Origin of the sequence: Nocardia sp. NPDC058666, assembly GCF_042714895.1 — a bacterium.
Taxonomy (GTDB): Bacteria; Actinomycetota; Actinomycetes; order Mycobacteriales; family Mycobacteriaceae; genus Nocardia.
The window spans coordinates 795,948-817,769 of record NZ_JBHXRY010000001.1 but is presented as its reverse complement, the minus strand read 5'-3'; the positions used below and the strand labels follow the sequence as shown (position 1 = coordinate 817,769).

At 66.1% G+C, this 21,822-nt stretch carries 23 protein-coding genes, 1 tRNA gene and 1 other RNA gene; 10 read left to right on the top strand and 15 right to left on the bottom strand.

What is annotated here, in order from left to right; translation table 11 throughout:
* Window positions 1–34 precede the first annotated feature (34 nt).
* Entirely contained in the window at window positions 35–457 is a 423-nt protein-coding gene (locus ACFWVD_RS03720; RefSeq protein WP_379240382.1) for a hypothetical protein, read from the bottom strand.
* 485 nt (window positions 458–942) lie between these two features.
* Between ACFWVD_RS03720 and ACFWVD_RS03715 the strand changes: the two genes are divergently transcribed.
* The 4 genes from ACFWVD_RS03715 (at window position 943) to ACFWVD_RS03700 (ending at window position 3,639) form a co-directional block, all read left to right on the top strand.
* Complete coding sequence (locus tag ACFWVD_RS03715) at window positions 943–1,650, top strand: DUF4352 domain-containing protein (RefSeq protein ID WP_379240381.1); 708 nt, start codon at window positions 943–945, stop codon at window positions 1,648–1,650.
* Window positions 1,651–1,769: 119 nt separating this feature from the next.
* On the top strand, window positions 1,770–2,384 hold the full coding sequence (locus ACFWVD_RS03710) for a hypothetical protein (protein ID WP_379240380.1): 615 nt from the start codon (window positions 1,770–1,772) through the stop codon (window positions 2,382–2,384).
* Between the two features lie 143 nt (window positions 2,385–2,527).
* Window positions 2,528–2,911 carry a hypothetical protein gene (locus ACFWVD_RS03705; RefSeq protein ID WP_379240378.1) on the top strand — a complete coding sequence of 128 codons (384 nt, stop codon included), beginning with the start codon at window positions 2,528–2,530 and terminating at the stop codon, window positions 2,909–2,911.
* 311 nt (window positions 2,912–3,222) lie between these two features.
* Window positions 3,223–3,639, top strand: a complete 417-nt coding sequence (locus ACFWVD_RS03700; RefSeq protein WP_379240377.1) for a hypothetical protein — start codon at window positions 3,223–3,225, stop codon at window positions 3,637–3,639.
* An 82-nt stretch (window positions 3,640–3,721) separates the two neighbouring features.
* Here ACFWVD_RS03700 and ACFWVD_RS03695 read toward each other — a convergent pair whose 3' ends face one another.
* The 8 genes from ACFWVD_RS03695 to ACFWVD_RS03660 form a co-directional block, all read right to left on the bottom strand.
* Window positions 3,722–4,642, bottom strand: a complete 921-nt coding sequence (locus tag ACFWVD_RS03695; RefSeq protein WP_379240375.1) for a hypothetical protein — start codon at window positions 4,640–4,642, stop codon at window positions 3,722–3,724.
* A 65-nt stretch (window positions 4,643–4,707) separates the two neighbouring features.
* Window positions 4,708–4,780, bottom strand: a tRNA-Ala gene (locus ACFWVD_RS03690).
* 169 nt (window positions 4,781–4,949) lie between these two features.
* The gene (locus ACFWVD_RS03685; RefSeq protein ID WP_379240374.1) at window positions 4,950–5,690 is read right to left on the bottom strand and encodes a DsbA family protein; all 741 of its coding nucleotides are present in this window, start codon (window positions 5,688–5,690) and stop codon (window positions 4,950–4,952) included.
* Window positions 5,691–5,763: 73 nt separating this feature from the next.
* Window positions 5,764–7,095: an MFS transporter gene (locus ACFWVD_RS03680; RefSeq protein ID WP_379240372.1), complete on the bottom strand. Its 1,332-nt coding sequence runs from the start codon at window positions 7,093–7,095 to the stop codon at window positions 5,764–5,766.
* The gene (pgm, locus tag ACFWVD_RS03675) at window positions 7,092–8,729 is read right to left on the bottom strand and encodes a phosphoglucomutase (alpha-D-glucose-1,6-bisphosphate-dependent) (protein ID WP_379240370.1); all 1,638 of its coding nucleotides are present in this window, start codon (window positions 8,727–8,729) and stop codon (window positions 7,092–7,094) included. Before pgm ends, ACFWVD_RS03680 begins: the two co-directional genes overlap by 4 nt.
* 47 nt (window positions 8,730–8,776) lie before the next feature.
* Complete coding sequence (gene crcB, locus ACFWVD_RS03670; RefSeq protein WP_379240368.1) at window positions 8,777–9,139, bottom strand: fluoride efflux transporter CrcB; 363 nt, start codon at window positions 9,137–9,139, stop codon at window positions 8,777–8,779.
* 40 nt (window positions 9,140–9,179) lie between these two features.
* Window positions 9,180–9,599 (bottom strand): fluoride efflux transporter CrcB, encoded by a 420-nt coding sequence (gene crcB / locus ACFWVD_RS03665; protein WP_379240367.1) that lies wholly within the window; start codon window positions 9,597–9,599, stop codon window positions 9,180–9,182.
* A 169-nt stretch (window positions 9,600–9,768) separates the two neighbouring features.
* Window positions 9,769–11,262, bottom strand: a complete 1,494-nt coding sequence (locus tag ACFWVD_RS03660; protein ID WP_379240366.1) for an MFS transporter — start codon at window positions 11,260–11,262, stop codon at window positions 9,769–9,771.
* A 130-nt stretch (window positions 11,263–11,392) separates the two neighbouring features.
* Between ACFWVD_RS03660 and ACFWVD_RS03655 the strand changes: the two genes are divergently transcribed.
* The 3 genes from ACFWVD_RS03655 to ACFWVD_RS03645 are packed head-to-tail and all read left to right on the top strand — an operon-like array spanning window position 11,393 to window position 13,875.
* Window positions 11,393–12,070: a TetR/AcrR family transcriptional regulator gene (locus ACFWVD_RS03655; protein ID WP_379240364.1), complete on the top strand. Its 678-nt coding sequence runs from the start codon at window positions 11,393–11,395 to the stop codon at window positions 12,068–12,070.
* A 57-nt stretch (window positions 12,071–12,127) separates the two neighbouring features.
* Complete coding sequence (locus ACFWVD_RS03650; protein ID WP_379240362.1) at window positions 12,128–13,429, top strand: D-arabinono-1,4-lactone oxidase; 1,302 nt, start codon at window positions 12,128–12,130, stop codon at window positions 13,427–13,429.
* Between the two features lie 50 nt (window positions 13,430–13,479).
* Window positions 13,480–13,875: a VOC family protein gene (locus tag ACFWVD_RS03645; protein WP_379240360.1), complete on the top strand. Its 396-nt coding sequence runs from the start codon at window positions 13,480–13,482 to the stop codon at window positions 13,873–13,875.
* On the opposite strand, the gene ACFWVD_RS03640 is transcribed toward ACFWVD_RS03645, so the two are convergent.
* Both ACFWVD_RS03640 and ACFWVD_RS03635 read right to left on the bottom strand, forming a co-directional pair.
* Window positions 13,851–14,339, bottom strand: coding sequence for an NUDIX hydrolase (locus ACFWVD_RS03640; RefSeq protein WP_379240359.1), 489 nt, complete (start codon window positions 14,337–14,339; stop codon window positions 13,851–13,853). The two genes, ACFWVD_RS03645 and ACFWVD_RS03640, sit on opposite strands and share 25 nt — an antisense overlap.
* A gap of 124 nt (window positions 14,340–14,463) precedes the next feature.
* Window positions 14,464–15,183, bottom strand: a complete 720-nt coding sequence (locus ACFWVD_RS03635) for a DUF6597 domain-containing transcriptional factor (RefSeq protein WP_379240357.1) — start codon at window positions 15,181–15,183, stop codon at window positions 14,464–14,466.
* An 86-nt stretch (window positions 15,184–15,269) separates the two neighbouring features.
* On the opposite strand from ACFWVD_RS03635, the gene ACFWVD_RS03630 reads away from it, so the two are divergent.
* Window positions 15,270–16,133, top strand: a complete 864-nt coding sequence (locus ACFWVD_RS03630; protein WP_379240356.1) for a DUF1266 domain-containing protein — start codon at window positions 15,270–15,272, stop codon at window positions 16,131–16,133.
* Here the strand turns inward: ACFWVD_RS03630 and ACFWVD_RS03625 are convergent.
* A complete protein-coding gene (locus ACFWVD_RS03625; RefSeq protein WP_379240354.1) occupies window positions 16,111–16,977 on the bottom strand; it encodes a hypothetical protein in 867 nt (288 codons plus the stop codon). The genes ACFWVD_RS03630 and ACFWVD_RS03625 overlap by 23 nt on opposite strands.
* Window positions 16,978–17,086: 109 nt before the next feature.
* On the opposite strand from ACFWVD_RS03625, the gene ACFWVD_RS03620 reads away from it, so the two are divergent.
* Window positions 17,087–17,284 carry a DUF5302 domain-containing protein gene (locus ACFWVD_RS03620; protein WP_379240352.1) on the top strand — a complete coding sequence of 66 codons (198 nt, stop codon included), beginning with the start codon at window positions 17,087–17,089 and terminating at the stop codon, window positions 17,282–17,284.
* Window position 17,285: 1 nt separating this feature from the next.
* On the opposite strand, the gene ACFWVD_RS03615 is transcribed toward ACFWVD_RS03620, so the two are convergent.
* The 3 genes from ACFWVD_RS03615 to ssrA all read right to left on the bottom strand — a co-directional run bounded on the left by ACFWVD_RS03615 (window position 17,286) and on the right by ssrA (window position 20,298).
* Complete coding sequence (locus ACFWVD_RS03615) at window positions 17,286–18,332, bottom strand: hypothetical protein (protein WP_379240351.1); 1,047 nt, start codon at window positions 18,330–18,332, stop codon at window positions 17,286–17,288.
* A gap of 61 nt (window positions 18,333–18,393) precedes the next feature.
* A complete protein-coding gene (locus ACFWVD_RS03610; protein WP_379240349.1) occupies window positions 18,394–19,761 on the bottom strand; it encodes a PQQ-binding-like beta-propeller repeat protein in 1,368 nt (455 codons plus the stop codon).
* A 164-nt stretch (window positions 19,762–19,925) separates the two neighbouring features.
* Window positions 19,926–20,298, bottom strand: a transfer-messenger RNA (tmRNA) gene (gene ssrA, locus ACFWVD_RS03605).
* A 224-nt stretch (window positions 20,299–20,522) separates the two neighbouring features.
* Between ssrA and ACFWVD_RS03600 the strand changes: the two genes are divergently transcribed.
* Window positions 20,523–21,821, top strand: coding sequence for an ABC transporter substrate-binding protein (locus ACFWVD_RS03600; RefSeq protein ID WP_379240348.1), 1,299 nt, complete (start codon window positions 20,523–20,525; stop codon window positions 21,819–21,821).
* Window position 21,822 lies beyond the last annotated feature (1 nt).

Sequence of the window (21,822 nt, the reverse complement as noted above, 5' to 3'; positions counted from 1 at the left end):
GGCCGAGTCAGTTCGGGCACCCACTCGAGCGGAGCTAAGGCACGTAGACCATGTACACCTCGAATCTGAAGCCGAGGTCCGTCTCGTGCACGTCCACCTGCAGGCACAAGTCGCTACGGCCTTCTTCGGCTGTCCATAGATCGACAAGAACGTCCCAGCGCTTGTCACCCCGCCACATGGTGCACGAGCTTTCCCATGTTTGGTCGGAGAGCTCGACCAGGGTCGCTCCGTAGGATTCGATGTTGCCTCGAATGTGCGCCTCCAGGTCGTCCGAGATCGGCTCGACGGAATCGATTTCACCGATGAGCGGGAAGTCGTTGCGCGCTAGCGCTCCAGCGATCGAATGAAGGACGGGCCGCCATACGCCGGGGACTGGGCGCTGGATTTCGTCCTTGACGGGGAACCGGCTGTATTCGGTAGTCAGACGCGGGTCGCCGTGCCGATCAGAAGAGCTCATGCCGCCCATCATTGCGTTCTTCTTGGTCGAGGCGAACGATCAGGTGGCGCGGTATGCCAGCGGCCTTGTCGGTGGTTGTCAGCCGCGGCCTCATTCCATGTCCACAAGCCTGCGAAAGGGGCGTTTCAATGCCTTCGGAGAGTAGGTCGGGGCTCACCGACGACGTCAACACTGCGACTGAAAAGTCGTCAAAGAGGGTCAGCGCCCATGGTCTTGTTGCCCGGCTGAGCATGGACGACGATCTCGAATTCGAGCCGACTCCGGTCCAGGTGGAGCTGACAATCCCCGAGCTGTAAACGATCGCCGGTGCGCGGCTGCGACGGCCGGTAGCCAGCGGGCGAGTCAATATGGGCACCTACTCGAGCTCAGGTCGATCACATTCCGGGAGATTGAAGTTTAAACCTCTAATATTGTGATTTGCGTTACATATCGAGAGGTCGGACACAGTGCGGGGGGCCAAGCTCACCGAAATGACGGATCCTCGCATGAGTACACCGCAATATCCAGGGCAGCCCTATCCACAACAGCCTTACGGTTCACAACCGCCCGGCTATCCCCCGCGGCCGCCCAAAAAGAACAACAACGCGCTGATCATCATCCTGGCCGTTCTCGGCTCGTTCGTGGTGCTGTGCGGATTCGGCAGCTGCATCGTCGCGATGAGCGACAACTCCGACGAGGATTCCGCCGGGGCCACGTTCACCACGGCAGTGGTCACGTCCGTGCCGGCTGGGGCACCGGGAGCCGATGGGCCTGCCGCGCCCGGTGCACCTGCGCCGACCGCCGCGCCGCCTGCCGATGACGAGGGTGGAGCGACGGTTCGCGACGGGAAGTTCGAGTTCACCGTCACCGGCGTCGACCCGCCGATTCAGGTTGTCGGCGACAACCCCTACATGCAGAAAACAGCACAGGGCGAGTACATCTTGGTGCACCTCACCGTCACCAACACGAGCAACAAGCCGCAGTCGTATTGGGCCGACAATCAAGAATTGATCGACGACAAAGATCGTCAATTCGCCAACGACGCCGTGGCCGGGATGTACGCCAACGACGAATCCGTCTGGGGATCAGATATCAACCCCGGCAACAAGATTCAGGTTGTCGTCGTATTCGACGTACCGGTGGGCACAACACCGGCCGCGCTCGAACTCCACGACTCGGCGTTCTCCAACGGTGCACGAGTTTCGCTGCGCTGACCGGGGTCCGGTGCAAGGACGCAATCCCTGCGAATGCCGATTCAACCAAGCACCGCAGCTCGGGCACCCATCTGTCGATCGGCGCGAAACCTGGGCGGTGCGCGAGTAGCGTTGGCTGCGTGCCTATTTCGTTTGATGTCACCGGATTCGAGTCGCTTTCGGATCCCCCACCCGGGCAGGCGGCATGGAACATGCCGGGGACCAGTGACATCGTCGTGCTCACCTACTACGATCTGGTGCCCGACCTGCCGGCGCCACTGCACGCCGGGCCCGCGCTGTTTCGCGCGCTCGCCCAGGGCAGAAGCGTCGACGGCTGTCTCATCGACGCCTGGGTCACAACGCTGGACGGGCAGGAATGCCTTGTCCGCCTGGAGAAATTCCCGCTGCCCGGCCAGCCCAGAGGCGTGCTGTTCGGCGCCTCGATCGTCGTGCCGAAAGCGAACTGCAGCGCCGTCGTCCAGATCATGTGCCCCGAAACGGGCACCACGGGTATGCGGGAAGCGATGCTGACCGTGCGCATCGGGTTCGCGAACTTCTATCCGCCGCACCCGTTCGATCCGGGTCTGCGATGCAAGCTGCCGTTCAACGCCGCCGACGATCGGCGCTACGACGTCGACTTTCCTGACCACCCCCTGACCCGCGCTCGCAACTGGCTCGACCGAACCCTGGCCAGCGGCCGATTGAACACCGACTTCGCCGCCCTGCCCCCGTTCACCGGGGCGTCGCCGCGCTGATCTGTGACGGATAACCACAAACGTCAATATCTTTGTGCCACATAGCAATACGGGGTTGGTTTCAAGACAAGACCACCCAGTCTACGTACGCTTTCACCGCCCGGAACTCCGGGCAGAACGGCACGTATCCAGGAGCAAACTGAATGAGCAACCCGATCAAGCAGCGCAGTCCGTGGGGCGGATGGTGGCTCATCGTCATCACTGCGGGGATCTACTACTTCGTCTGGTTTCACAAGGTCAACGCGGAACTCGCGGCGGCCACCGGCCAGCAACACGCTGCTTGGGGCAAATGGTGGAACCAGATCATCCCGATCTGGGGCATCATCGGCATCTACCGCACCGCGGTGCGGGTCAACGAAGCCCACGCGGCGCGCGGGTCGTCGGTGAGCGTGTCCCCCGTGGTCGCCTGGTTGGTGGCACCGGCCTGGTTCTTCTCCCACCAGCGGTACCTGCAGCGTCGCATCAACTCGCTCGGTGACATCATCGGCGCCCAGAACTCGGGCAACCTCCAGCACGCCGCAGCCTGATACCCGGCCCCTTCGACAGCTCGGTCCTAAGCCCGTTCCAGGCTGTCGAAGGGGATGGTCACCTCGACCGGGTCATCGAGCAGCAGCACTCGGCGGTGAACCGTGTGCGCTCGATAGCGTCGGCCCGACCAGTCGAGCCGCGGCTGAACAGCGCGACGGGCGCGGGCACACGCTGGGCCGAACTGGGGTCAGGGCGGACGGGTGATGACGGCGCTCGGTCTGCCGTCCGTCACCCGCTGAGTAGATCTACCCGGCTCGACCACGCACGGTCCCTCATCCCGCGACGCCCCGCGGCCTCTACTGTCGCCGACATGACCGACCACGCACCGGCGACCTACCACCCGAACATGAATTCACCGCACAACCCGAATTTCCGAGACCGCCAGGCGCAGAATCGGCGGAACAGCCGGTGGCTCGCGCTCGACGTGGGCCTATCCGCAACCCTGTGGTCGCTGCCGTTGGCCTTCATCGCGGCGACCCTGGTGTTTCCCGGCACATGGATTATCGTCGCGGGATCACAGGACTGCGAAGCGTATCCAGCAACTTGTATGGAGCCCTACGACATTCTTCAAGAGCTTGCGCTCGGCACAGCCACCGCAGTCGTCGTCGGACTTGTCGGCACGGGCCTGTGCCTACGGTTGCGTTGGCCCCATCTCCCAGTCGCCGTCATCGGCGCGACGATCCTGATGGGGACATGGATCGCGGCATTCGGATTCGCATTCTCCTGACCAGACGCCACCCACGCCTCGCCCCGCCAGTTCAGTCGCCATCGAGCTCACTCACGCATGTGGCTGTCGGTGTGCACTGCCGTCACCGCGCGAGACGGTCCTTCAGCCTCTCGGTTCGGTGCCAGCCGGGTCGCGTGTTCATCGGCACGTCGGGGAAATCGTTCGCGGACAGCATCCGACCCAGGCGATTCTCGACACAACCGATGCACAGGAAATGGTCCGTAGCGGCGGCGACCTGCTGCCAGATGTCGTCCTCGACCCAGTAGTACTCGTCGCGCGTATCGAATCCACAGGACCGACAACACCAAAGGCGAGAGAAACCCACGTCGAGCCACGGGATCCGGCGCCGAATGTCCGCCATGGCCGCAGGCAGGAGCCTGTTCTTCACGGCTTCATCCACACCGTCCCGTGAGTACCAGAGCCCAGCCAGTCCGGTGGCGGCGGATTCGACCAACGAGTCGGGTGACTCGGGCGACGACGCGATGTCGACAAGGATGGCGACGACTTCAGGGTATTCGTATCGGCCGAGCGCCCTGGCAGCTCGCGCCCGCGCTGCCAGCGGCGCACCGGTGTCGAGAACTTGTGCCGTCAATACGCCGACGGCCTCGGGAGGCTGCGGGTTGAGGGGGTTCGCATCGAACGTCGCCTCCGCCTCGGCCACTGCGGACTTCTCCGCTTCGGTCAGCGTGAACTGCGAATCGAATCCGCGCTCCTTCTGTTCCGCCGCCCACGCCTGCACCCGGCGATCGCGCTCCGACAGCTGTTGGACGACTGCAGGCGCCAACAGAACTACCGACTCGATCACCGTCGACTCGTCCTCGGGCTTGTCACCGATCGCCTCGCCGGTGATCCGCGAAAAGCTCAGTGGGCGTTCGGTTCCCATCAACACAGCTTCGATCACGTCATCGCGGATCGCTGTCACCTCGACAAGGGGACGGAAGCCGAGTGGGTGGCGCGTGCGAAATACGTCGCCCACCGCGAGATCAGCCAACGACCTGGTCACACTTCTCGTCTTCTCTATCGAGCCGAACAAAAAATCCCCCGCATCTCTGCGGAGGATTTCTCGGGTGGAGCTAAGGGGATTCGAACCCCTGACCCCCACACTGCCAGTGTGGTGCGCTACCAGCTGCGCCATAGCCCCGTGTTCAGTTGTTTCAGCGGCTCTCGCTGCTGCCTGAATGAAGTTACACCATGCGTCTGAGAGACAACAAATCGGCTGGTAGATGGGGGAAATGTGGGGGTTTTGATGCTGTGCGGGGCGGGAAGGATCGGCCGGTCAGGGGTGGGATGTGGGCAAGCTCACGCGAAGATCAGGGGGCTGCGGTCACTACCCAGTTGTCGTCTTGCCAGTTGATCTTGGTGGTGCCGTTGTAGATGGAGGGGGTGGCGGCTTCGTTGCCGGTGCGGGCGTCGAGGTCGGTGAGGTTCTTCGCGGCGATCACCTTGGCGGCCTCGGCTTGGGTGCCGTTGGTGATGCACGCGGCTACCGATTCGGGGGTGCCGGATTCGGTGGCGAGGGTGGCCAGGGCTGGGTTGCTCAGGTCGGAGGCGCCTTCGTCGGGCTGTTTCGTGGTGAACAGGGCCTCGTGGAATTTGCTGTAGATCGGGCCCGAACCTGTTTGGGCGACACAGAGATTGGCGGCTACCGCGCGGGTGGAGTAGTCCTTGCTCTTGGACTGGGGGTCCAGGAAGGTGACCAGGCGGTAGTTGACCGCGAGCTTGCCTTCGTCGATCTTTTGGGCCAGTTCCTGGCCGAAGGCTGTTTCCATCGCGCCGCAGGCGGGGCAGAGGGGGTCTTCGAAGATGTCGACGGTGGCGCGGGCGTCGGGGCGGCCGAGACGGATGGCGCCGTCGGGGGTGGTGGCGACCTGCACGGCGGCCTCGCGGACGGGGCCGTAGCCGTCGTTGCGGACGGCGGGCGGCGGTTCGGCGCTCCATTTGTAGGCCGCGAACACGATCAGTCCGATCAGGACGACCGCCACCGCGGCCAGCGCGTAGGTGGTGTTGCTGGAAACGGGGCGCGGATTGTGCGAAGAACCGGCTGTGCTCACCCGTCCACTCTGCCTCGAGGCGGTACCCGCTCGCCGTCCGGGCATACCGAAACAGCGCTGACCAGCGGATTGATTACTGTGATTCGCCGTAATCCTTGCGCAGGCCGGTACGGACCATGCCGTCGCGCACCACCGGAACACCGTCGGGGCTGCCGTCGCAACTGCACTGCGGGTCGATGCCGTCGCCCGCGTGATCGGGGTGCTCGGGATCGTCGGGATGCACGATCGTCGACGGCTCGGGCGTGACCACCCACACCGCCGCCGACACCGCGAGCACCGCACCGGTCACCGCCATGCCGACGCCGAAGGAGGTGCGTTCGGCCAGCCAGCCGATGACGATCGGGCCCAGCACCGTGCCGAAATCGGCTGCCATCTGGAACGCCGCCAGCACCGGCCCACCGCGCGCCCGCGACCCGATCACGTCGGCCAACGCGGCCTGTTGCACGGGACTGAACATCCCCGAACCCAGGCCCGCGACGAAGGAGGCGATCAGGAACCACAGCAGGTTGGGCGCGAAGCCGAGCACGCCCGTGCCGATCGCGCAGATGACCGACCCGGCGATCAGGAACGGTTTTCGACCGAAGCGGTCCGATAATCGTCCCGACAGGAACAGCACCGCCGCGTTGCCTGCCGCGAACACGGTCAGCGCGACGCCCGCCATGCCGACTTCCTGATGCAGCGTTTCCACCACGAGCAACGGCACGAACGCCATCCGCACACCGAAGACCGCGATGCCACCGGCGAAACTCGACAGCAGCACAGCGCGATACGCAGGTTCGGCCCACGCTTGCCGGAAGCTGAATTCCACCGGCGCGACACCGTTTTCGGGCGCGAGCACCGGCGACTCCCGCAACCCCGCGAACACGATCACACACACCACGAGCAGCGCGGCCATATAGATCACGAACGGCGCGCGCAGCCCGAACCCGGCCAAACTACTGCCGACCAGGGGCCCGAACAGCGACCCGATCAGAAAACTCGTCGAGTACACCCCCGACACTCGACCGCGCGCGGCGGGCGGTGACACCCGGATGATCAACGCCATCGACGACACCGTGAACATCGTGGACCCGATGCCGCCCAGCGAACGCAACACCAGCAGTTGCCAATACGTCTGCGCCAGCGCGCACGCACCGGTGGACAGCGCGACGATCGCGATGCCGGCCAGATAGACCCGCCGCTCCCCCAGCTTCTGCACCAGACGTCCGCTGGCGGGCGCGAACAGCAACCGCATCAACGCGAACGCGCTCACGATCGCCGACGCGGCCGCGATCCCGACCCCGAATTCGCGCGCGTATTGCGGCAGGACCGGGGCGACCAGGCCGAAGCCCAGTGCGATCACGAACGCCGCCGCGATCAGTACCCAGATCTCCGCGGGTAGCCGAACTTTGGTCGACGAGCTCACTGCTGCAACGCCTGGTTCACCATCTCCTCGGCCGCGGCCTGCACCTGCGTGAGGTGTTCGGGGCCGAGGAACGATTCGGCGTAGATCTTGTATTTGTCCTCGGTGCCCGAGGGGCGCGCGGCGAACCAGGCGTTCTCGGTGGTCACCTTCAGGCCACCGAGGGGTGCGCCGTTGCCGCGTGCGGTGGTGAGGATGCCGGTGATCTCCTCGCCCGCGATCTCGGTGCCGGTGACGGCGTCGGGGGTCAGGCGGGCGAGCTTGGTCTTCTGCTCGCTGGTGGCGGCGGCGTCGATGCGCGCGTAAGCCGGGCTGCCGTATTGGCGTTCGAGTTCGCCGTAGCGGGCCGACGGGGTTTGGCCGGTGACCGCGGCGATCTCGGCGGCCAGCAGCGACAGCAGGATGCCGTCCTTGTCGGTGGTCCACACGGTGCCGTCCATGCGAAGGAACGACGCGCCCGCGCTTTCCTCACCGCCGAAAGCCAAACTGCCACTGAACAATCCGGGAACGAACCATTTGAACCCGACCGGCACCTCGTGCACGTCACGGCCGAGCACACCGACCACGCGGTCGACCATGGACGAGGTGACCACGGTCTTGCCGATCTTGGTCAGCGCGTCCCACCACATCCGGTTCGCGACCAGGTATTCGATGGCCACGGCCAGGAAGTGGTTGGGGTTCATCAGGCCACCGTCGGGGGTGACGATGCCGTGCCGGTCGGCGTCGGCGTCGTTGCCGGTGGAGATGTCGTAGTCGTCCTTGATGCCGACCAGCGCGGCCATGGCGTGCCGTGAGGACGGGTCCATGCGGATCTGGCCGTCGCTGTCGAGGGTCATGAAACGCCAGGTCGGGTCGACGAACGGGTTGACCACTTCGAGTTCGAGATCGAAACGCTGCCCGATCTCCTCCCAGTAGTCCACGCTCGCGCCACCCATCGGGTCGGCGCCCATGCGGATGCCCGCGCCGCGAATCGCGTCCAGGTTCAACGCGTTCGGCAGGTCGGACACGTACTTGTCGAGGTAGTCGTAGCGTTCGACATAGGAGTTCATCGCTTGATCCAGCGACACCCGCTTGACGTCGGCGAGGCCGCCGCGCAGTAACTCGTTGGCGCGCGCGGCGATGGCGTCGGTGGCGGTGGTGTCGGCGGGGCCGCCGTGCGGTGGGTTGTATTTGAAGCCGCCGTCGCGCGGGGGGTTGTGCGAGGGGGTGACCACGATACCGTCGGCCTGGTGCTTGGTGCCGCCCCTGTTATGGCGCAGCACAGCATGACTCAGTGCGGGAGTGGGGGTGTAGCGGCCGCGGGCGTCGATCACGGCGGTGACGCCGTTGCCTGCCAGGACCTCGAGTGCGGTGGTCCAGGCGGGTTCGGACAGGGCGTGGGTGTCGCGCGCGAGGTAGACCGGGCCGGTGATGCCGCGGGTGGCACGGTATTCCACGATCGCCTGCGTCATGGCCATGATGTGCGCCTCGTTGAACGCGCTGTCCTCGCTGGACCCACGGTGCCCCGAGGTGCCGAACACCACCTGATGGCTGGGCTCGTCCGGATCGGGGACGAGGCTGTAGTACGCGGTGACCAGGTGAGCGATGTCCACCAGGTCGGTCGGGCGGGCCGGCCGTCCGGCGCGATCGTGGGCCATGGTGGGTGTTCCCTTCCGTGTCGGCTGCGCGCGGCTGGTCATGAGGATCATGCGCACAACCACTGGGTCAGGGACGCGGCGGCGTACACCGCGGCCAGGCTCGCCGCGACGCTGATCACGACATTGCCCACGGCATACACGTAGGCCCCTTCGGTTACCAGACGGACCGTCTCGTACCCGAACGTGCTGAACGTGGTCAGCGCACCACAGAAGCCGGTTGCCGCGAATGCCAACAGCGAACTGCCCGCACTCGCGCCGATCAAACCCCCGAGCAACGCCGAACCGACAATGTTAACGGTTAGCGTGCCCCACGGCAGCCCAGTCGAGAACCGGGCCGCCATCGCCCGATCGATCAGGTAGCGCGCGGGTGCGCCGAGCATCCCGCCTGCCAGCACGAGAACCACTGTCATGCCGCGACTCCCCGTGCCGAGTCCCTGTGCGTTGTCGAATTCATGACGCTGCCCGTCGCGTCGACATCCACCGGGTCGCGCTCATGCCCGCAGCTACCGCGCCCAACGCCGCGAACACCGTCACACCGATATAGGCGACGGCCGTGCCGATCGCACCGCTGTCGAGGAGTCCACGAATCTCGAGACTGTAGGTGGAAAAGGTGGTGAAGCCGCCGAGCACGCCGATGCCGAGGAACGGGCGCACCAGTTTCGGCGCTTCGAACACTTCGGTGATCATGACCATCAGCACGCCGATCGCGAAGCAGCCCAGCACATTCACTGTCAGCGTCGACCACGGGAACCGGCCTGCGGGCACCGGCCAGAAGTGGCCTACTGCGTACCGCGCGGTGGCACCGAGTCCGCCGCCCAGCGAGACCGCCGCGAGCACGGATGCGTCCAGCACTGGGGGTTGCGATGTCATGCGCCCTCCCCTGCGGCCGATCCGAATGATGGTCGATGCTCATGGTATCCAGCCCCACCGACACTAAGCGCAGCGGTGCGGTCGCGGCAAACTTTCAGCAGACCGAGTAGGTGAATGACGATGGCCCGAACCGATTGTCGGTTCGGGCCATCGTGTCGGCGGGGTCGGATCAGTGCGCGAGCACCGGTTCACCTTCGGCCGGCTCGGGCACGGTGTTGGGCATGAGCACCGCGATCACGATCGCGCCGAGCACGAAAGTAGCCGTGGCCCACCAGAAACTGGTGGTGTAACTCTGGATCGCGCCCTGCGCCATGGTGAGCGGGCCGGGCTGGTTCGATGACACGTAATCGGTCATCGCCGAGGCCGCGATCGTGCTCAGCAGCGCGGTGCCGATGGAACCGCCGACCTGCTGGCTGGTGTTGACCATCGCCGAGGCCACGCCCGCGTCCTCGTGCTGCACGCCCGCGGTCGAACCCTGGAACGCCACCGACATCGCTCCGCCGAGGCCGAGGCCGAGCAGCACCAGCGCGGGCAGGATGTGGGTGACATAGCCGGTGTCCAGACCGATCCGAGTCAGCCACAACATGCCGGCCGCGGCGACCAGGAACCCGCCGCTGATCACGATCTTGGGCCCGAACCGCGGCAGCAGCAGCGAGGGTGCGGTGGTCGAGGAAACGACCATGCCCGCCACCATCGGCAGGAACGCCAGGCCGGTCACGATCGGCGTGTACTGCAGGGTCAGCTGCATGTAGAAGGTCAGGAACAAGAAGATCGCGAACATGCCGATGCCCATGATGAACACCGTCAGGTACGACGCGCCACGGGTGCGGTCGGCGACGATGCGCAGCGGCAGCAACGGGTGCGCGACCTTGGTCTCGATCCACACGAAGGCCGCCAGCAACACCGCGCCACCGAGCAGGAAGGCCAGGGTGACCGGGTCGCTCCAGCCGTGGGATTCGGCGTGCGAGAAGCCGTAGACGATGCCGAACAGCGCGACGGTGACGGCCACGGTGCCGGTCCAGTCGAGCTTGGGCCGCGAGGTCGCGGTGTGCTTGGCCAGCAGTAGCACCGCGCCCACGAGCGCGACGGCGGCGAAGACCAGGTTCACGTACATGGCCCAGCGCCACGACGCCCATTCGGTGAGCACGCCACCCAGCAGCAGGCCGATCGCGCCACCGGCACCGGCGACCGCGCCGAAGATGCCGAAGGCCTTGGCGCGTTCGCCGGGTTCGGTGAAGGTGACCGTGAGCAGCGACAGGGCGGCGGGCGCGAGCAGTGCGCCGAACACGCCCTGGCCCACGCGCGCGGCGACGAGCATCTCGAAGCTGCCTGCCGCGCCGCCGATGGCCGAGGCCACCGCGAAGCCGACCAGGCCGACGATGAAGGTGTTGCGACGGCCGAACAGGTCGCTCAGGCGTCCGCCCAGCAGCAGCAGGCTGCCGAAGGCCAGCGCGTAGCCGGTGATGACCCATTGGCGGTCGCCGTCGCCGAAGCCCAGGTCGGCCTGGGCGGCGGGCAGGGCGATGTTCACGATGGTGGCGTCGAGCACGACCATCAGCTGGGCGATGCCGAGCACGGCCAGGACCCACCAGCGCAGGGCGTGTGAGCCACGGCGACCGGTGTCGGTGGGGCTGGTCGGCCCGGTGTCGAGTGTGGTGGTCATAACTCCCCTTGGAAGGCTGGGTGGTGGTTTGCGGTGGCATAATCGGAGATATCGCCTCCGCTTCATTCGAAGCTACCAGAGTAACGGAGAAACCACCTCCACTTAATCCTCGGATTGATAGGATGTACTTGTGAATCACGCCACGACGACTGCCGCACCACCCCGCCGACTGCGCGCCGACGCCGCGCGCAATCAGCAACGCATCGTCGCGGCCGCCCGCGAACTGTTCGCCGATCACGGCCTCGAGATCACCCTCGACGATGTCGCCGAGCGCGCGGGCGTCGGCGTGGGCACGGTGTATCGGCGCTTCGCGAACAAGAAGGAGCTCATCGCCGAGGTCTTCGATCAGCATGTGAAGGATTTCGCCGACGCCGCCGAGGAGGCGCTGCGCAATCCCGATCCGTGGCAGGGGTTGGTCGAGTTCTTCGAAAGCGCGTGCAAACACCTGGCGACCAACCGCGGTTTCGGCGAGGTGATGCTCGAGCTCGAGGAAGATCCGGCCCGATTCGCGGAGTTGCGCGACCGGATCCATCCGTCTGTGGCCGCGATCGTGGATCGTGCGCGCGACGCGGGCGCGGTGGACGCCGACATCGCCACCACCGACTTCTTCGCGTTGATCCACATGGTCAATTCCCTGGCCGAGTTCGCGGCGCCGGTGAATCCCGAAGTGTGGCAACGGTATATGGCCATCGCGCTCAACGGCGTTCGCACCGATGTGGTGCCGCGCCGCCCGTTGCTGATCCCGCCGATGACCGACGAACAGGTCGAGCAGGCCAAGGCCGCGGGCTGCCTCGGCCGTCGTCGCTGAGCCGAACTACCGCCCAGCAGTAGCGCGCGTCACACCACATCCTCTAATGTTGGTCACATGACCAAGAGCACCTGGGTGAACTGGGCAGGCGAGCAGCGCTGCACACCCGCCGTCGTCGCCGCGCCCCGTGACGTGGAAGAACTCACCGCGATCGTGGCCGAATCGGCCGCCGCCGGGCGTACCGTGCGCGTCGCCGGGTCGGGACACTCGTTCACCGACGCCGTGCTCACCGACGGCACCCTGCTCGATCTGGGTGGTTTGAACAAGATTCTCGACGTCGACGCCGCCACCGGCCAGGTGCGCGTGGAAGCCGGAATCTCGCTGCACGCGGCGAGCCCGCTGCTGCACGACCACGGGCTGGCGTTTCCCAACCTCGGCGACATCGACACCCAGACGCTGGCCGGTGCCACCGCCACCGCCACGCACGGCACCGGTTCCCGACTGCGCAATATCTCCGCGGCACTGCACTCGGTGGAAGTCCTGCGCGCCGACGGCACCCGCGTGGAGCTCAACGAGCAGACCGATCCCGACGGCTGGAAGGCCGCGCGCGTGAGCATCGGTGCGCTGGGCATCGTCACCGCGGCCACACTGCAGCTCGAGCCGTCGTTCGTGCTCGAGTGCGTGGAGAAGCCGGTCCCACTGGACGACCTTCTCGACAACATCGACGAATACGCCGACGGCAGTGCGCATTTCGAGTTCTTCGCCTTCCCGCACAGCCAAACCACGATGACCAAGGCCATCAATCGCACCGCCGCGCCGGAGAAGCCGCGCGGCAAGGTGAACGAGTGGATCAACGACATCCTGGTCGCCAACCACCTCTACAACGGCATGTGCAAGCTGGGACGTCGAATTCCGGCCACTATCCCCATGATTCACCGCGCGGCCACCCTGGCCGGCAGCAACAACCGGCAGGTCGACCGGTCGTACCGGGTGTTCTCCACGCCGCGGCTGGTGAAGTTCAACGAGATGGAATACGCGATCCCGCGCGAACACGCGTCCGCCGCGATTCGTGAAATCCTGGAACTGGGCAGGCAATTCGGCACGCCGATGCCGATCGAGGTGCGGTGGGTGGCACCCGACGACGCCTTCCTGTCCCCCGCGAGCGGTCGCGAGACCTGCTACATCGCGGTGCACCAGTATCAGGGCATGGTGTGGGAGCCGTACTTCCGTGCGTGCGAGGCCGTGTTCGACACCTACAACGGCAGGCCGCACTGGGGCAAGCGGCACTTCCAGACCGCGCAGACGCTGAGCGCGCGCTACCCGGACTGGGATCGCTTCACCGCGGTGCGCCGCCGCTTCGACCCCACCGGCGTCTTCGCCAACGACTACGTGAACCGGGTGCTGGGCACTCTCGACTGACGTCCGATTTCTTCAAGACGGCACCGGGGTCGGCTGTTTACGCTGCGAAGATGACTCCACAGCTTGATGCCATCTCCGTCATCGTGTCCGATATGGCCGCCTCGGTGGCCTTCTACCGCCGGTTGGGGCTGGAATTCCCCGAGGGTGCCGAGTCCGAAGGGCATGCCGAGGCCGCGATCGGCGGTATGCGGCTGCTTCTGGACACCGAGGCCACGGTCGCCTCGTTCACCCCCGGCTGGCAACCGCCGACCGGGCCCGGACGCAGCAGTCTGGCGTTTCGGTGCGCCGACCCGGCCGAGGTCGACAAGCTCTACGGCGAGCTCGTCGACGCCGGCCACCACGGGGAAACTCCGCCGTGGGACGCCTTCTGGGGTCAGCGGTACGCGTGCGTGGCCGACCCCGACGGACACGGCATCGACCTCTACGCGCCGTTGCCCAGCGAGTAGGCCGACCACCCGTGCGGGTCGCGCTGGCGCTGCTGATACACGCCGAGCATGTCGCGGACCTCGTCGCTGACCGGGGGTTCTCCGGTCAGGCGGGTCCACAGGTGCGCGTCGTGGTCGGTCAGCGTCAGCGGTCCGGTCGCGGCCACGTCGACCACGAAGGTGAACTGTCTGGTGCGGGCGCCGTCGCCGGTCAGATAGTCGAAATCGCCGAGGTAGTCGCTGATTCCGGTGACCTCGAGCCCGGTCACCTGCGCGACTTCGCGAGTCACCGCCTCATCGAGTGCCTCACCCGGCTCGACCACCCCACTGGGCAACTCCCACCGGTCACCGAGGAAATCCGATCGTCGACGGCGCAGGATGAGCACGCGATGGTGGCGGACGACGACAGCGCCCACGACAAGCCGACGGATTTCGTCTCGTTCGGCCTCGATACGGAGCGTGGAGTACACGGATTCATCGATCATCGGGTCACATCCTCTCGTCGGTGTTCGGACTTGCCTAAGCACTTGCGACGGGGCGTGCACAGTCGAGCCTAAACCTTCCGCCGTGCTGTGCCGAATGAGACTTTCCGGGCAGTGGTTCGCCCGATCAGCGGGTTTTCAGGGTGTTGATCGAGCATCCGGCCAGGTAACGGACCTCCCGTGACAGGTGCGCTTGGTCGGCGAAACCGGTCGTCGCGGCGATTCGCGCAGGTGGGATGCCGGTGCGAATTGCTGTCAATGCGCGTTGAAAACGCAGAATACGGGCCAACATCTTGGGTCCGTAGCCGAAGGCGAACAGCGAGCGACGGTGCAACATCCGTGGTGACATGCCCGTGCTCGCGGCGGTGTGAGCGACCGTCGCGCCTGCCGACAGGGTGTCGACGACGGCGGTGAGCACGGGGTCTGTCGGGCCGTTTTCGGCGGCGAATCGTAATGCGATCGCCTCCATGGCCGCAACGCGGTCGGGCGCGTTGTCGATGCGGTCGATCAGTTCGCGGGTGAAACGCGGCGGTGCGAGCGCGGTCAGATCGACGCGCTGGTTCAGCAGTTCCACCGCCGGAATGCCGAGCAACGTGGGCGCGGTGCCCGGCGCGAATCGGATGCCGACGAATTCGGTGGATCGCGCGCTCGGCGCCACGAACGCGCGACTGTCCGGGCCCGCGACCATCAGGGCGCCCTCCGTCCAGATCAGGTCCATGCACCCATCGGGCAACACCGTGACCGGAGCCGGGTGCGCGGGCATGGTTCGCGACCAGACCACTGCTGCGTCCAGTCGCGATGCGCGTTCCCGGTATTCGGCCACGTTCTCGACGGTAGTCCTGCCCACCGACAAGTTCCTCGTAGGTATGTTCGCCGACTAGGATCTGGCGGCACGACGTTCGGCTCGACAGTTCGGCGCAAAGAGGGGTGCCAGTGCAACCGACAGCTTCCGTGCAGGGTGGGCGGCCGCGCGTGGCGGGATTTCCGGGCGCCGACATCGATGTCGAGCCCGATGTGTGGTCGGGGAATTCGATCGACGACGACCGGATCACGGCGTTGGCCGTCGGCGCGTACTACGGGCGCAGTTGGGGCGCGCAGTGCGATGGCGTCGCGTTCCTGCCCGAGGAACCCGACAGTTCGTCGACTCGGCGGGAGACCACGATCGAGGGACTGCACGAATCCTGGGGTGTCGACAATGCCGAGGACGCGCACGACACCGTGCGCCGACTGCTGGCAGGGATGCACGCGCCGCTGTTCGAACTGGTGCATCCGCTGGCCGTTGCCGCCGCGACCGACACGGGGCGCGTCGACCGGTCCGGTTTGGCCGATGAGCATCGCGAATTCCTGCACACACTGTCGGGTTTCCGCGGTTATCGCGGACCGGCGGGGATCGACCGCGACTACGACGCGTGGTTGCAGGCCATCAAGCTCGGCATCACCGACAGCTTGCCCACGCCGCTGCAAATCGACGCCACCGCATGGGATTTGGCGCGGCTGGTGTTCATCGCTCGTGCCGCGTGCACGGCGGGTTATCTCACCGAGGACGAAGCGTGGGAGCACATGCTGACGGGGCTGGACCGGGCGCGGCAGCACTATCGCAACTGGCGGCAGTTCGGCGACGGGTTCCTCACGGGCGCGATCTTCTGGGCGGCCACGCAGGATCTTTCGGCCGCGAAAAGCCAAGTGGCAGAACGCAGAAGGATGATCGCGGGGCTGCACCTGCGGCCGTCGAGTCCGTGGCGGCGGGTGGCCCTGCATCCGGGTGCGCCGGTGTTCAGCCCGGCATCGTCAGCATGATGCCGACGGCTTCGCGGCGGAACGGGTCGTCGTCGACCATGCCGAGTTTGCGGCGTTCCACCAGCAGTTGCCATTCGGCGAACAGGTCCGCCGAGGACGGCAGAGACTGGGCGATCGAACCGTCGACGTGTTCGATTTCGCACGCCAGGCGCACGGCTTCGGTGATGCGGGTGAAGTCGGTCGGTTCCCAGTCCACGAAGTCCAGGTCGGTGCCCGCGCCCGAAATGCGCAGTGTCGCAACTCTTCCCGTCAGCACTTGGGCGCCGGTCAGAACCGAGACCGGGAACTCGTAGACCGCCCACTCGGACACGAACAGCAGTCGCAGTGTGGTGATCGCGACCAGTCCCGGTGCGCCTTCGTGGCCTGCTTGGGCCAGTTCGAGGATGTACTCGTCGGGGCGGGCGATGTTGTGCAGGATGTCGATTTCGCGTAAACAGTTGCCCTGCTGACGCATTCGGTGCGCTGCGGCTGAAATGTCGGGGCGTTGCGCGTCATCGGATCTCTGCGGGGGAACCAGATTCGGACGAGGCGGGAAAACCCTTCGCAGACTGGTCAAGTCACGTTCGACAGCCCTGATCAGTGCCTGCGCCTGTTCACGCAAGCCGGTTTCCAAATACACCGGCACCGGATGACGTTGCGTCGACGCGCCATTGACCACGAACTGCGCAGACCGGAAGAACAGCAGCAACGCCATCTGCCCGTCCTCGGTGGTAGCCAAGGCGATCCGGCCCAACTCCGCGACCCCGACGTCCAGCGCGATGTCGTTGTCCGCGCGCAACGGCGTGGTCACCAGCCGCCCGTCCGCGTACCGGACCGCGACCCGCTCACCCCATACTTCGATCACAGCCACATCCCTCCTGGCCAGCCCCGCATCGGTGGATCCTACTCGCGGCCATCCAGGTACGGCCATGGCCGTGGTACGCGAAGGCGCGGCGAGGTGGCAGGCTGTACCCATGCCCGATGAACAGCAGCAATCCGGTGACGTGAACGAAACCCCGGAGCAGGCGACCAAGCGGAAGTTCCGCGAGGCGCTCGATCGCAAGAACGGCCACTCCACCGCGGGTGGCACCGCCCAGAACGACGCCAAGGTGCGTGGCACGCACGCGCAAGCAGGCGGGAAGCGGACCTTCCGTCGTCGCGCGGGCGGTTAAGTCACTGCAGCGGGTAGGTCTCGGCGTCGGCTTCGGTGCGCACCGCGGTTTCGAAGCCGGCGTCGCGGTCCTGTTCGCTGAACACCAGCCAGCAGCCTCGGATGCCGCCCAGTAGGTCTTCGAGCAGGTCGATCGCGGGGCGGGTGGGGTCGAGGCGGCAGATGCGAATGCCGTCGGTCCAGTCGTTGTCGTCGCTTTCCTCGAGGTGTTGGGCGGCGTCGATGATGCCGTCCAGGTCGCGGACCTTGCCCTCGGATACGGCGATGGCGTCGGCGATCAGGTCGATGACCACCTGCGTGGGGGTCTCTCCGGCGTCCAGTCGCTCCAAAACCACGGTGGGCGTTTCTACTTGGAGCGCTTCGATGTCGTCGGCTTCGGCGACCACGTCCACCGGGTCGATGCCCGCGACGTCGCCTGCCACTTTGGCCGCGGCTCGCAGCCAGTGCGCCGCGGCGACCGAGGCGGCGGCGGGGTCGAGTTCGGTGAACAGGTCGATCGTGCCGAGGGGGTTGTCGCGCAGGAGGCGGTCGGCGGCGTGGACCTGGACCGGGGAGATCTCCGGTCGCGTGAGTTCCACGGCCTGGCGCGCCCGACCCGCCAGATCCCCCAGCTCAGCGGCGGTGATCGCGGCCTGTTCGGTGCGCACCTCGGCCACCACCCGGTCCACCAGATCCGGGTCACCGATCGCGTGCAGCACCCGGCCGACATGGTGCGCGGATTCCTCGATCGGGCTGTAGAACACGAGCATGCACCCGTCCTCATCGGGCAGGTTCGGCGCACGCAACGCCTCTTCGACCTTCTCGAAGCGCCCCCGCTCCTGCGCCCGCCGCCACGCCTCCCCGTCCTCCACATCGGGATCGCCCGCCGCCGTGGCCGGATGCGTATACGTGCGCCACTGACACCGAGCCAAACTAGCCAACGCCGCCGCCAACTCCACCCCCCGCGCCACCCCCGACACCGCCGCGACAGTCTGCGCGACATCCCCCCGACCGGTCCCCCAGGTAGCGACCAGCGTCCCCGCCCCCGAGTCGTATGCATACCGCGTCATTCACCCAGTTTGACGTGGCCCACCCGCGCGACCCCGCACCAGGTCTGCCTAGAGCTCTGATCTAGCCGTGGAACTCGAGAACGTACTTTTCCGCGACGCTGCGACCGATGGCGACCCAGTCGGCACCCGCGCCTGCCAGGTCTGCGTCATACCTGGACAGTTCCCTGCCGGTTTCGCGGTCGTAGACGAGCGTGACCGGCGGCGCGCTGTACTCGCCGACAAGAACCCGCCCGCCGACCACTACCCGGTCGCCGACGACGAAAGTTGTTCGCTCGGACGGGTATCCGATGAAGCCCGGATCGGCGACCGTCCATTTCCGCTGACCGGTGGTCATGTCGACGAGGGTGAGCGAACCCTGGTCCGCGTGCTCGGAGATCAGCAGTGATCGGTCGTCAGCGTCGAGCGCGGTGCCCTTGATCTCGGAAGTCCACACCACGTTTCCCGTGACGAGATCGAGGAGCTGAACCGACCCGTCATCGCTGACCGCCGCGACGCGTGACCCGCTGCCGGTGAATCCATCGCCAGGCGTCGGGCCGAGGGAATGCTCGCACTCCCCGTCCTTGCGGCGACCACTGTTCACGGTCGTGGAGTACTTCGTGGTTCCGCTGTGACCGTCGAACGCCTCGACCGATACCGGGCACGCGCCCTCGCCACGGACATCGCTGTTATCGGTGACGATCAGCGAATTCTCGACCGCGATTTCGTACCATGCACGATTTTTCGCGCGGACCGGGAGCACTGTGCCAGTCGCTGTCTCCAGCAGAGCCCACTGAATATCCGACGGCGGGGATGGCACCGAGAATGCGACATAGGGTCGTTCGATGGTGGCCTGCTGGCTGCCCAGTCCGATTTCGGCCTCGCTGACTTTCCCTGTCGCCGGTGCCGTCCAGGTCGACTTCCCGTCGCGAAGGTCGCGTCGCATGGTCGCGCATTTTTCCTTGCGGCCACTCGCCTGCTGGCAATCGGAGGTGTAGACGGCCTTGTCGAAGACCGACACCTCGTCGGCGCTGGCTTGCCAGCGGGTCGACCCACTTGCGATGTCGATGACCTCGAACAAGTACGGCCCGGAATTGTTCTGCGGCTTATCGACGAGCACGACCAGGGGCCCGCTGATCCAATAGGTGTTGTAGTCGCCGCCACTGCGCTCGCCATGCCACAACTCCTTGCCGGACTTGCGATTCAGCGCCACCATCGCTGTCTCTCGCGGCGTCAGCACGACATCCCCGACCACCGCCACCATCGAGGAGTCGCTGCTGTAGTCCGACACCGACCACGCAGCGGGACTTTTCGCCGGCTCGGCAGTGGTCGTGACAGGCGCCGAGGTGGTCTGCATGGTCGTCACCGGGCTTTCCGGATCGCCCGATCCAGCACCACACGCCGTCAACGCCAGACAGACGGCAACCACACCGACCGCGATCAACTTCCGCACGTTTCCCCCAGAACCTCGATCACCGGCTGACCTTTATGCCGAAACGATAGTCCAAGCGCCACAGGGTTCTTCGACCCAAGACTCACACGTTCCGTCGCCAGCATCGCGTCCGGCCAGTCAGGGTATGAAAAAGCCCCTCACCTGTGTGTCAGGTGAGGGGCTTCCAGTGGAGCTGCCGGGAATCGAACCCGGGTCCTCCGCCGCGTCTTCAGGGCTTCTCCGTGTGCAGTTCGCTATGTCTCTGCTTGGATCTCCAAGTCTCGCGAACAAGCCTGGATGACGATCCCAGTCGCTGTGAGATGTCCCATCCGACTCCGCGACCGAGCCGAACGGTAATTCCCTCTAGCTGATGCCAGTCCCCGGGTCGAGGGACGAACCCGGACTGGCAGAGACGACCTGGCTACTTAGGCAGCGAGGGCGTACTCGCGCTGATTGGAATCGGCGCTTAATTGGTTGCAGCGACGCTTACGGTGGTCTCTTGCCTGCACCGACACGCTTCCCCTGAATCTACGTACGCAGTCGAAACCGTTCAGCCCCGTACGTGCCCGCACCGTGCGGGCTAGTCATATTAACACTGCGAAGCCCGCGGATCATCCCATTATTTTGCCAGCTCGCGCTGTCGGTGAAGTGATCTTGTGGCGAACCCCGTGCGGCCGCGTGGGCGAAACCGGGTGGGAGCGCGGGTGCGGGCGGGTACTGTTCCCGTTCGGCCGTCCCGGAACCGTCAAATGTCCTGGGCGACTGGAGCAAGGAGTTATCCCATGGCATTCACCAGTCGGCGTCGACTGCGCCGGTTCGCGGCGATCCCGGCGGTCGCGAGCCTCGTGCTCGCCGCGGCCTGCTCGTCGAGCGAGCCCACCGCCGTGCCGGGCGTCACCAGCACGCCGTGTCCGGGTTCGGCGCACACCGATCGCGGGTGCATCTATCTCGGCGTGCTCTCGGATCTGGAGAACGGGCCTTTCAGCGCGCTGGGCACCTCGATGCACGAGGGTCAGCGGGCGTTCTGGAACAGGGTGAACCAAGCGGGCGGGATCGGCGGCTATGACGTCGATATCACGTCCTATACCCGCAATACATCGCAGGATCCGCGCCTACATCGCGCCGAGTACGAGGCGATCGAGCCGCACGTGCTGGCCTTGGCGATGAGTTTCGGGACCTCGCAGACCATCGCGACGCTCAACCGGATGGATGCCGACGATATGGTCGCCACCGCGGCCACCCAGTGGTCGGGCTGGAACTATCGCAGCGTCGACCACAACCTGGTGCTCAGCGCGGGCTATTCCTACTGCACCGAGGCGGTGACCGGCCTCGATTGGTTCGCCGAGCATCACTATGCGCCCCGCGATATCGCTGTGGTGGCCAATCGCGGCAACTACGGCAGCGACTACGCGGCCGGGGCGTCGAAGTGGGCCGCGGCCAACGGGGCGACGATCACGGCCCGCATCGATACCGGCCCCAACGGGGAGGTCGGCAATCAGGACGGGCCGGTCAAGGAGATCCTCACCGCGGCACCCGAACTGGTGCTGCTGGCCACCGGCCCGGTCGAAACCGCTGAAATCGTGGGCAAACTGGTGGGTTCGGGTTTCACCGGCCGCTTCCTCGGCTCGGTGCCCACCTGGAACGCGGCGCTGCTGAAGACCCCCGCCGCGCCCGCGCTCACCGCGCTCTACAACTACATGACCCCGGTGGACAGCTGGGCCGGCGACAGCATCGGCGCCAAACATGCCCGCGAGGCGACCACCGGCGAACCCGCCAATTTCGGCTACTCGCTGGGCTGGGCGATCTCCTACCCACTCAAAGCCCTGCTCACCGCCGCCGCCGAGAACGGCGATCTCACCCGGCCGGGACTGCGGCGCGCGGCAGACGGTCTGACTCCCGACGGTGAGGGCATGGTCGCCATCCATCCGTCCGGTGCCGACGCGCCAGACCTCGGCAGGGAGTGGTCGGCGGTTTTCGAACCGGACGCGCAGGCGCCGATGGGTGCCAGGGCGGTCGAGGTCGGGTATCGCGGGACCACGCTGGGCAGGCTGGGACTGCACGAGCCCTGCACTCGGCTCTAGC